The 11355-nt window shown below is 66.5% G+C and carries 9 protein-coding genes; 7 read left to right on the plus strand and 2 right to left on the minus strand.

The features are described 5' to 3' along the window. Positions 1-33: 33 nt before the first annotated feature. Positions 34-861: a TolB family protein gene (locus H7828_RS02185; RefSeq protein ID WP_226779296.1), complete on the plus strand. Its 828-nt coding sequence runs from the start codon at positions 34-36 to the stop codon at positions 859-861. Beyond that, positions 858-2171, plus strand: coding sequence for a cytochrome-c peroxidase (locus tag H7828_RS02190; RefSeq protein ID WP_226779297.1), 1314 nt, complete (start codon positions 858-860; stop codon positions 2169-2171). The genes H7828_RS02185 and H7828_RS02190 overlap by 4 nt, the downstream gene beginning before the upstream one ends. Before the next feature lie 69 nt (positions 2172-2240). Here H7828_RS02190 and H7828_RS02195 read toward each other — a convergent pair whose 3' ends face one another. Then, positions 2241-3779 (minus strand): FG-GAP repeat domain-containing protein, encoded by a 1539-nt coding sequence (locus H7828_RS02195; protein WP_226779298.1) that lies wholly within the window; start codon positions 3777-3779, stop codon positions 2241-2243. Beyond that, complete coding sequence (locus H7828_RS02200; protein ID WP_226779299.1) at positions 3776-5071, minus strand: ROK family protein; 1296 nt, start codon at positions 5069-5071, stop codon at positions 3776-3778. The genes H7828_RS02195 and H7828_RS02200 overlap by 4 nt, the downstream gene beginning before the upstream one ends. A 194-nt stretch (positions 5072-5265) precedes the next feature. Here H7828_RS02200 and H7828_RS02205 point away from each other — a divergent pair, with 194 nt between their 5' ends. The 5 genes from H7828_RS02205 (at position 5266) to xylA (ending at position 11267) form a co-directional block, all read left to right on the plus strand. Next, positions 5266-6288, plus strand: a complete 1023-nt coding sequence (locus tag H7828_RS02205; RefSeq protein ID WP_226779300.1) for a substrate-binding domain-containing protein — start codon at positions 5266-5268, stop codon at positions 6286-6288. A gap of 149 nt (positions 6289-6437) precedes the next feature. After that, positions 6438-7760 (plus strand): sugar ABC transporter permease, encoded by a 1323-nt coding sequence (locus H7828_RS02210; protein ID WP_226779301.1) that lies wholly within the window; start codon positions 6438-6440, stop codon positions 7758-7760. A gap of 8 nt (positions 7761-7768) precedes the next feature. Beyond that, entirely contained in the window at positions 7769-8530 is a 762-nt protein-coding gene (locus H7828_RS02215; protein WP_226779302.1) for an ATP-binding cassette domain-containing protein, read from the plus strand. Further along, positions 8527-9966, plus strand: coding sequence for a xylulokinase (gene xylB / locus H7828_RS02220; protein WP_226779303.1), 1440 nt, complete (start codon positions 8527-8529; stop codon positions 9964-9966). The genes H7828_RS02215 and xylB overlap by 4 nt, the downstream gene beginning before the upstream one ends. A gap of 2 nt (positions 9967-9968) precedes the next feature. Then, complete coding sequence (gene xylA / locus H7828_RS02225; protein ID WP_226779304.1) at positions 9969-11267, plus strand: xylose isomerase; 1299 nt, start codon at positions 9969-9971, stop codon at positions 11265-11267. Positions 11268-11355 lie beyond the last annotated feature (88 nt).

Raw genomic sequence — 11355 nt, forward strand, 5'->3', positions numbered from 1 at the left:
GAACCCCTTCCCCCACATCATGCGACGGATACCATGCGAAGCGATCTCTGCCTTTTCGATCTGCCCACCGGCACCGTCGAAAGCCTCTTGCAGACCCCGCGCCTGATCGAGGCGCCGAACTGGTCACCCTGCGCAGGCCACCTGATCGTGAACGCCGAGGGGCGGCTTTTTCGCGTCGCACTTGGCGATCCCCGCCTTCAGCCGGTCGATACCGGCGGGCTGAACCGGTTGAACAACGATCACGGCATTTCCCCCGACGGCAAGACGCTGGTCTTCAGCGACAAGACCCAGACGGGCGAGGCCTGCATCCACACCATACCCGTGACGGGCGGCACGGCCCGGCGGATCACGCCGCAGGTGCCATCGTACTGGCACGGCTGGTCGCCCGATGGCGCCACCCTGGCCTATGTCGCGCGGCGCGACGGCCTCTACGACATTCGGACCTGCCCGGCCCGGGGCGGCCCCGAGATTTGCCTGACACGGGGGTTCGACCACGCCGACGGGCCCGACTATACCCCCGATGGTCAATGGATCTGGTTCAACGGCCTGCGCGACGGGCAGATGAACCTCTGGCGGATGCACCCCGATGGCAGCGCCCTGGAACGGATGAGCGCGGGCGACCGTGTCGACTGGTTTCCCCACCCCTCGCCCTGCGGGGCGCATGTGCTCTACCTCTCCTATGCGCCCGGCACCCGGAACCACCCCCGCAATCGCGAGGTGCAGCTGCGCCTGATGCCCGCCAAGGGTGGCGCACCCCGGGTTCTGCTGGATATGTTTGGCGGGCAGGGTACGATCAATGTGCCCTGCTGGGCGCCCTGCGGCACCCGCTTCGCCTTTGTCCGCTATGGGAGAGCGACATGAGAACACTGGCCCTTCTGCTGATGGCCGCCGGCGCGGCCCGGGCGGGCGACCTGCCCGCGCCCGTCACCGATGCAATGTATGTCCCCGTGACCCGCGCCGAGGCCGAACTGGGCCAGCTTCTGTTCTGGGACCCGATCCTGTCGGGCAATCGCAACATATCTTGCGGCACCTGCCATCATCCCCGCTTTGGCACCGGCGACGGGCTGGCGCTGGGGGTGGGTGAAGGCGGCATCGGCCTTGGCCCCGACCGGCGCCCCGACCCCGACAACCCACCGGAAGAGCGCATTCCGCGCAACGCCCCCGCCCTGTTCAACCTGGGCGCCCATGAATTCCGCGTACTGTTTCACGATGGCCGGGTCGAACGTGACGACACCCGCCCATCCGGGCTGCGCACCCCCATGGAAGACGAGATGACCATGGGCTTTTCCGGTGTCCTGTCGGCGCAGACCATGTTCCCGGTGCTGAGCCAGGATGAGATGGCGGGGCATTACTCGGAAAACGACGTGGCCCGGGCGGTGCGCCTTGGCATCATCACCGGCGAGGGCGGCGCCTGGGACATCCTGAGCCGCCGGGTGGCCGAGCTTCCGGAATATGCCCGCCGCTTTGCCGAGGTCTATCCCGAGGTCGCCGAGGGGCGGCCCATCGGGTTTACCGATATCTCCAACGCCATCGCCGCCTTCATGACCTTCGAATGGCGCAGCGACACCGCGCTGTTCGATGCCGTGCTGCGCGGTCAGCAGGTGCTGGAGGGCGACGCCGCACGCGGCGCCGACCTGTTTTACGGCGCTGCGCAATGTGCGACCTGCCACAGCGGACCGTTCCAGACCGACCATGGGTTTCACGCCATGGGCGTGCCGCAGTTCGGCCCGGGCAAAGCCGCCCGGTTCGAACAACACCAGCGCGATGAGGGCCGGATGGAGGTGACGGGACGCCCCGAGGATGCCTTTGCCTTCCGCACGCCAAGCCTGCGCAACGTCGCCTTCACGGCCCCCTATGGCCACACGGGCGCTTTTGCGGAATTGTCGGAATTCCTGAAGTTTCACGCCGATCCGCTGGAAAATAGGGCCGGCTTTGTCGCTGATGTCCAACTTCCGCCGGGCATCGGCAAGGGCCACGACATGGCGCCGCTTGAGGATGCCGCCCTGACCGACGAGATTTCGGCGGCCATCACCACGCCGCCCGTCGCTCTTGACGCCGACGAGATCGCAGCGCTTGAGGCTTTCCTGCGCACCCTGTCCGATCCGGTCGCGGTTTTCGGGCGGCTGGGCATTCCCGAAACCGTGCCCAGCGGGTTGCCGGTGGATCATTGAACCGCCAACCGGCGCGCCCTCCGAGAGGGCGGGCGCCTCCGGCGGGAGTATTTCAGGCAAGAAAGAAAGCTAGCGCCCCGCGATCAGAAGGTCGCCTTCTCCGGTGAGGCGCAGCGTGACGCGGGCGTTGGCGTCCAGCCTGCGCCAGGGCGTGACCTGCCCGTTGTGGCGCAGCCGCACCTCGGCGCCATCGGCCTGGCCCAACCCGAAGTGGTGCGGCCCCGCCTGCCCCCCCGCATGGCCCCCGCCAACGGTGATTTCGCGCGTTTCGATCCGCCCTCCGGGAAGGCGCAGGTCGATCCAGGCGCCGACGGCGCGGGTGTTCGCCCCTTCGGCCCGCAGATCGAGCGCCAGCCAGTTGCCCACCGCCTCGGTCGCGTTCTCGTGCACCTCAAGCGGGGCGCGGCGGTTGACCACGACAAGATCAAGCCTGCCGTCGAGGTTGAGATCCACCAGCGCCGCGCCGCGGCTGCGCGCCGGGCTGGCCACCCCGGCCGCGGCCGCGTGATCGGTGAAGGGGCCATCCGGGGTGCGGATCAGCAGGTTGTTGGGGTCTTTGCTGGCGTTGCCGGGCATCTGGTCGACATTGCCCTTGGCGATGAAGAGATCGTCCCAACCGTCGTTGTTCACGTCTCCGAACTCGGCATGCCAGCCGGTCGAGGGCCGGCCATCGTCACCGGTGAAGGGGCGCTGGACATAGCTGCCGAAACCATAGGGGGCATTTTCATAGCGCCCGCCGGGGCGTGCGAACTGAAGCAGCTGGTCGCCCATCGAGGTGAGCATCACATCGGCCAGCCCGTCGCCGGTGATGTCGCGGCTGGCGATCCCCATGCCCCAGAGCATCAGGCGCGGCCAGCCCTCGGCCTCGGTCAGGGGCTGTAGTGTGTCGAGCGGGATCATCTGTTCCGCCCCCTCGCGCACGTAGTAATGCCTGTCGTTGCTGACCCGAAGATCGCGCCGCCCCGTGCCCGCCCAGTCAGAGATCAGCATGGACAGCGCGCAATATCCCGGCGACAGCGCGATGGGCGCGCCATAGCGCCGCCCTTCGGGGCGCAGCAGCCGGTTGTCGTCGCAGGTGCCGAAGGGGCCTTCGGGATCGTCGCGGTCGACGTAATTGCCAAAGGCCAATGTCGGAAGGGCATTGTCCCCCTCCCAGGTGGCGGAAAAGGCGGTGGTCCAGGCCGCGCCGGGATCGACGCCCCATTCTTCGGTCGCATCGCGGAAGGTGCAATCGCCCTGCCCCCGTAGCATCACGTTGCCCCCGACACGCAGGACCACAAGATCGAGAAGGCCGTCGCCGTCCACGTCCAGCGGATAGGCGCCCGTCACGTCGGTCAGCCCGCCCGCGTCACCAAGGGCAAAGCGCAGGGCAGCGCCGGGCGATGCGGTGGCATTGACGAAAAGCCGGGCGGGCGCAGTGCCCCCCGCGACATAGAGATCGGGCAGCGCGTCGCCGTTGCAATCCAGAACGGCCACGCCGCCGCCCACGAAATGCTCCCACCCGCCGGAATAGATGTGCTGAACCGGAAGATCGCCGGAACGGTCGATGAACTGCACCTCGGCCATGGCCGGGCCTGCGGCAAGGGCCAGGACAAGCCAGCGGATCATTGCGCGGCCACCGGCGCGCCAGCCCCCAGCATGTCCGAGGTGGCGTGGGACAGGGCCAGCGCCGCCGCCCCCCGCGCCCAGATCATGTCGCCCCAGGCATGAATCTCGACCCGAGGCGCGGCGCGGTCGACCTGGATCCAGACGTTGTTGAGTTCGGCCATCACCTCGTCGGCATAAAGGTAGTCATAGCGCAGCCTTTCGCCCGACAGCAGGATCAGCTCGGGGTCGAAAAGGTTGACGACATTGCCGATTCCGACGGCCAGATAGCGCCCGGCACGGCGGAAGATCGACCGCGCGGCGCGGTTGCCGCCCTTGGCGTGATCATAGAGCTTCTCAAGTACCTGCGACATCGAGGCGACATCGGGATGCCAGTTGAGCGCGGTCGAAGCCTCGCGCACCAGGGCATAGTCGGCGACATAAGCCTCAAGGCAGCCGCGCTGACCGCAGCGGCACAAGGCGCCGTCCAGTTGCACCTTGGTGTGGCCCAGTTCCGTCCCCAGCCCCCGCGCGCCTCGATACAGCCGGTTGTTCAGCACCAGCCCCATGCCGACCCCGTGTTCGATGGTGATGACCGCAAAATTCGAAACGTCGCGCCCATCCCCGAACCAGAGTTCGGCCAGGGTAAGGATGTTGGTATCGTTCTCGATCACCACCGGGATGCCCAGGTGGTCGCGGATCATCGCGCAAAGCGGAACGTTGGTGTCCGAGGTCAGCGGCGACCACAGCACGATCCCGAGGTCGCTGTCGATGTAGCCGGGCAGCCCGACCCCCACGGCGCAGATGTCCGACCGCTCCAGCCCCGATTTTTCCAGCGCCATGTCGATGAGCTGCGCGGCCTGGCGGCAGATCGCCTCGGGGGATTGAACCAGCGCGCCGACACCCTGGCTGATCTCGGCCAGGGGGTTGCCCGCGAAGTCGTGGATCACGGCGCTGTTGCCCACGGTCGAGAATTTCACGCCCACGACATGGCCCGCCCCGGGGCGCACCGCCAGGGCAACCGGAGGGCGGCCCCGCCCGGTTTCACCGTCGCGTGGGGTGGCCGCGATCTCGTGCAGGAACCCGGCCGCGATCAGGTCGGTCGTGACCGATGTGACCGAGGCGGGGCTGACCCCAAGATGGCGCGCCAGTTCGACCCGGGGCATCGCCCCGTAGGCGCGGACCGATTCGAACAGCGACTGGCGCAGCGGCACCGGCGAATCGCCCGAGGGGCGCAGCGGCCCGCAGCCCTGGGGCGCGCCCGGATCGGGCGCCAGGGCGGCGTTTTCCGCTGTTGAATTTAGTTCACCGGCCATAAGAAACTCCCACGTCCCGCCCTGTTGTGCCCGGTTTCCGGGCAGCATTTCGGCTCTGACACCAGCAGGTTACGCAGAAATCTGCATTTCGCAAACTATTTATTTTGACACCTGAATTAAATATAGCCATGGTAAAGCCTCACTACGCAACTGACTGCCGCCGAAGAGCGGTGGCAGCACTCGGGAGGAAAACCATGCGTCTTACACTTCTGGCAGCCGCCGCGCTGTCCACATCCCTCACCTCCATGGCTTGGGCCGACGCCCACGGCCTGACGGTTGGCGTCAGCTGGTCCAACTTCCAGGAAGAGCGCTGGAAGACCGACGAAGCCGCCATCAAGGCCAAGCTGGACGAACTGGGCGCGAAGTACATCTCGTCCGACGCGCAGGCCTCGGCCGCCAAGCAGCTGACCGACATCGAGGCACTGATCGCGCAGGGTGCCGACGCGCTGATCATCCTGGCCATGGACAAGGACGCCATCGGCCCCGCCATCGACCAGGCCGCCGCCGAAGAAATCCCCGTCGTCGGCTATGACCGCCTGATCGAGGACGAGCGCGCCTTCTACCTGACCTTCGACAACAAGGGCGTGGGCCGCATCATCGCGCAGACCGTGGTGGATGCCGCCGGTGACGGCAACTATGCCGTGATCAAGGGCGATCCGGGCGATCCCAACGCCGCCTTCCTGCGCGAAGGCATGGAAGAGGTGATCGGCGGCATGGACGGCATCAAGGTCGTCGGCGAGAACTTCTCGGACGGCTGGAAGCCGGAGAATGCCCAGAAGAACATGGAGCAGATCCTGACCGCCAACAACAACGAGGTGGACGCGGTTCTGGCCCAGAACGACGGCATGGCCGGTGGCGTCATCGCCGCCCTGTCGGCGCAGGGTCTGAACATCCCCGTGGGCGGCCAGGACGGCGACCTTGCCGCGCTGAACCGCGTGGCCCGTGGCACCCAGACCGTTTCGGTCTGGAAGAACAGCCGCGATCTGGGTGGCAAGGCGGCGGAAATCGCCGTGGCCCTGGCCGGCGGAACCGAGCTGAGCGCGATCGACGGTGCCGAGGCATGGTCGGGCGGTGAGAACGGCGTGGAGATGAGCGCCATCTTCCTCGAACCCACCCCGATCACCAAGGAAACGCTGCACCTGGCCATCGACGCCGGCCACATCAGCAAGGAACAGGCCTGCGAAGGCGCGGCGGACGACGTTCCCGCCTGCAAGTAAGGCATGACCTTTCCGGCGCGGGGGCCTACCCCGCGCCGGAGCAATGACAGAACCGCCGACGGCCCCCGGCCCCGCGCCCCGCGCAGCCGGACTGGCGCGCCAAGCCCGCCGCCGTTGCCCCGCAGCCCATTGCAGCGCTGGACCCATTCATGACTGACACCTCGACCCCAACCGCCACGAAACCGAAGGCGTCCGATGGGCCGTTCACGCGGTTCCTGAAGGCGACCGAACTTGACACCCGCCTGATCGGCATGGTCGGCGCACTTGCGCTGATCTGGATCGGCTTTCACCTCTACGGCGCCCTCGTGAACAATTTCGGCGCCTTCCTGACCCCGCGAAACCTGTGGAACCTGTCGGTGCAGACCTCGAGCATCGGGATCATGGCGACCGGCATGGTCCTTGTGATCATCACCCGCCACATCGACCTGTCGGTCGGGTCGGTCCTGGGCTTTTGCGCCGTGGTCATGGGGATGCTGCAGGTCTATATCCTGCCGCCGCTCCTTGGCCTGGGCCACCCGCTGATCTGGATCATCGCGGCCCTTGCGGGCATGCTGACCGGCGCCATCGTCGGCGCGATCCAGGGATCGCTGATCGCCTACCTGAAGATCCCGGCCTTCATCGTGACGCTGGGCGGATTGCTGGTCTGGCGCGGCGCGGCCTTCCTGGTCGCCCGGGGCGAGACGATTTCGCCCGTGGATGAAACCTTTGCCCTCCTGGGCGGTGGCCCTTACGGCGCCATCGGTTCGACCGGAAGCTGGATCGTCGGCGGGCTGGCCTGTGCCGCCGCCATCTTCCTGACGCTGAACGGCCGGCGCCAACGGCGCAAGTTCAAGTTCGCGCTGCGCCCGGTCTGGGCCGACACCTTCCTGGCCACCCTGGGCTGTGCCGTCGCCATCGGTGCCGTTCTGCTGGTCAACGCCTATCCCTGGCCCAAGGGAATCGTGCGCCAGTATACCGAACGTCAGGGCATCGAGATGCCCGAGGGCGGGCTGTTCATCAGCCACGGCTTTGCCATCCCGGTTCTGATCCTGGTGGCGGTGGGCATCCTGATGACCATCCTTCTGAACCGCACCCGGTTCGGCCGCTATGTCTTTGCCATCGGCGGCAACCCCGAGGCGGCGGAACTGGCCGGCATCAACACCCGCCTGATGACGGTGAAGATCTTCTCGCTCATGGGGTTTTTGGCCGGTCTGTCGGCCGTGGTCGCCTCGGCCCGCCTGAACAGCGCCACCAACGCGCTGGGAACGCTGGACGAACTCTACGTCATCGCCGCCGCCGTCATCGGAGGCACGTCGCTGGCCGGCGGGGTCGGAACGATCTATGGCGCGATCCTGGGTGCCCTTGTCATGCAAAGCCTGCAAACCGGCATGGTGCTGATCGGCTTTGACGCCGCGATCCAGCAGATCGTCGTCGGCTCGGTCCTCGTGCTGGCCGTCTGGCTCGACATTCTTTACCGCCGCAAATCGAAGTGAGGCCCGAGATGGAAAACACCGGAACCCCCCTGGTCGAGATGCGCGACATCTCGATCGCCTTCGGCGGCATCAAGGCCGTCGATCACGTCAGCGTCGATCTTTACCCCGGCGAAGTCGTCGGCCTTCTGGGCCACAACGGCGCGGGCAAGTCGACCCTGATCAAATGCCTGTCGGGCGCCTATCAGGCCGATGCGGGCGAAATCCACGTCAACGGCCAGAAGGTCGAGATCAACAACCCCCGCGACGCCCGCAGCCACAACATCGAGACGATCTATCAGACGCTGGCGCTGGCCGATAACCTGGATGCCGCCTCGAACCTCTTCCTGGGGCGCGAGCTCGTGACGCCCACCGGATTTCTGGACGATGCCCAGATGGAGGCGGAAACCCGCAAGATCATGCATCGCCTGAACCCCAACTTCCAGAAATTCGCCGACCCGGTGTCGGCGCTTTCGGGCGGTCAGCGGCAATCGGTGGCCATCGCGCGGGCGGTCTATTTCAACGCCAAGATCCTGATCATGGACGAACCCACCGCCGCCCTGGGCCCGCAGGAAACCAAGATGGTTTCCGAACTGGTGCAAGAGCTCAAGCGCCAGGGCCTGGGCATCTTCCTGATCAGCCACGATATTCACGACGTGATGGAATTGTGCGACAGGGTATCGGTGATGAAGAACGGTCAGCTGGTCGGCACCGAGAAGGTATCGGACGTGACCGATGACGAAATCCTGGGAATGATCATCCTGGGCAAGAAACCGGAGCGAAGCGCCGCATGAGCAAGTATATTGGCCTGGACCTTGGCACATCCTCGCTGAAGGCGATCCTGATCGACGAAGATCAGACCGTCCTGGCCGAACATACGGTGCCGCTGAGCGTTCAGCGGCCCCATGACGGCTGGTCGGAACAGGACGCGGCAAGCTGGGAAAGCGCCGCGTCCGACGCCCTGCAGGCGCTGCGCCAGAAGAACGACTGTTCCGGCGTGGCCGGGATGGGGCTGGCCGGGCACATGCACGGCGCCACCCTGATCGACGATGCCGACAGCCCCCTGCGCCCCTGCATGCTGTGGAACGACACCCGAAGCGCGCGCCAGGCGGCGGCGATGGATGCCGATCCGCGGTTCCGAGAGATCACCGGCAACATCGTCTTTCCGGGCTTCACGGCGCCCAAGGTGGATTGGGTGCGCGAAAACGAACCCGAGACGTTCGACAAGATCGCCAAGGTGCTTCTGCCCAAGGATTACCTGCGGATGTACCTGACCGGCGAACATGTGTCGGAGATGTCCGACGCCGCTGGCACCGCCTGGCTGGATACCGGCGCGCGGGATTGGTCCGACGACCTTCTCGCCGCCTGCCACCTGTCGCGCGACCGCATGCCAAGGCTGGTGGAAGGGTCGCAGATGTCGGGACATCTGCGCGACAAGCTGGCGGTGCAGTGGGATCTGCCCGGCATGGTCGTGGCCGGGGGCGCGGGCGACAATGCCGCCGCCGCCATCGGCGCGGGGGTGGTGCGGGACGGCACCGCCTTCCTGTCGCTGGGCACCTCGGGGGTGCTGTTTGCCGCCAACGACGGATACCGCCCCGATCCGGCGACGGCCGTGCATACCTTCTGCCACGCCGTGCCGGGGACGTGGCACCAGATGGGGGTGATCCTGGCCGCCACCGACGCGCTGCAATGGCTGTCGCGCCTTACCGGAAAATCGGCGGCCGAGCTGACGGGCGATCTTGGCGACCTGCGCGCGCCGGGGCGCACGCTGTTCCTGCCCTATCTCGGGGGCGAACGCACACCCCACAACGACGCCGCCATGCGCGGGCAGTTCCTGCACCTTGACCACGCGACCGACGCCCGCGAGGCCGCGCGCGCCGTGCTCGAGGGTGTCGCCTTTGCCTTTGCCGACAGCCGCGATGCCCTGGCCGCCACCGGCACCACCATCGAGCGCGCGCTGGCCATGGGGGGCGGGACGAAATCCGACTATTGGCTGCGCACCATTGCCACGGCGCTGAACATCACCCTGGATCTGCCCGAGGCGGGCGATTACGGCGCCGCCCTGGGGGCGGCCCGCCTGGGCATGATGGCCGCCACGGGTGCGGGCATGGAGATTGCCAGCCAGCCCCCCATCGCGCGCTCTGTCGCGCCTGACACGGCCCTCGTGGCCGCTTTCGCCGATCAGCACGAACGCTACCGTGCTGCCTACTCCCTCCTGAAGGACCACTGAAAATGAGCTATTTCGACGGGATCGATCCGGTCAAATTCACCGGAACCGACACCACTACCGACCTTGGCTTCCGCCACTACAACCCGGACGAGACGGTCATGGGCAAGCGGATGGAAGACCACCTGCGCTTTTCCTGCGCCTGGTGGCACTCCTTCGCCTGGGAGGGCGGCGATCCCTTCGGCGGGCGCACCTTCGACCGTCCCTGGTTCGGAAACGACATGGCCGCCGCCAAGCTGAAGGCCGACAATGCCTTCGATCTTTTCCGCATCCTGGGCCTGCCCTATTTCTGCTGGCACGATGCCGATATCCGCCCCGACGGCGACAGCTTTGCCGAGAACGCCCGCAACCTGGCCGAGATCGCGGACTACATCGGCGAGAAGATGGAAAGCTCGGGGATGAAGTGCCTTTGGGGTACTGCCAACCTGTTCAGCCACCGCCGGTTCATGTCGGGGGCGGCCACCAACCCCGACCCCGAGGTTTACGCATGGTCGGCCGCGACGGTGAAAACCTGCATGGACGCCACGATGAAGATGGGCGGCGAGAACTATGTTCTCTGGGGTGGGCGCGAGGGATATGAAACCCTGCTGAACACCGACCTCGGGCAAGAGGCCGAACAGGCCGGCGCCTTCCTGAACCGCGTGGTGGAATACAAGCACAAGATCGGCTTCAAGGGCGCGATCCTGATCGAGCCCAAACCCCAGGAACCCACCAAGCACCAGTACGATTACGACGTCGCCACGGTCTATGGCTTCCTCAAGCGGTTCGGCCTGGAAAAGGAAGTACAGGTCAACATCGAACAGGGCCACGCGATCCTGGCCGGCCATTCCTTCGAACATGAACTGGCGATGGCGGCATCGCTGGGCATCTTCGGGTCGATCGACATGAACCGCAACGATTACCAGTCGGGCTGGGACACCGACCAGTTCCCCGACAATCCGCGCGAGGCGGCCCTGGCCTATTACGAGGTTCTGAAGGCCGGCGGTTTCAAGACCGGCGGCACCAACTTCGATGCCAAGCTGCGCCGCCAATCGCTTGACCCGGTCGATCTGGTGGCGGCCCATGTGGGCGGCATGGATGTCTGCGCGCGCGGCCTGAAGGCGGCGGCGGCCATGCTGAGCGACGGCGCGCTGGAAGACGCCCGCGCCGAACGCTACGCCGGCTGGGCCACGGAGGAAGGCAAGGCCCTGCTGGGCCGGTCGCTGGACGACATCCACGACCAGGTGATCGAATCCGACATCCGCCCCGAGCCGCGTTCGGGCCGCCAGGAGATCCTGGAAAACATCGTGTCGCGCTATATCTGAGCGCGCTGCGCGGGGCGCCCCGAAAAGCGCCCCGCGCCCAGGCCTTCCTGCATAATATCGGCCCCGGCCAGCAAGTTTTTGGCCTGCC

Source organism: Oceaniglobus trochenteri, from assembly GCF_020529025.1.
GTDB lineage: Bacteria > Pseudomonadota > Alphaproteobacteria > Rhodobacterales > Rhodobacteraceae > Oceaniglobus > Oceaniglobus trochenteri.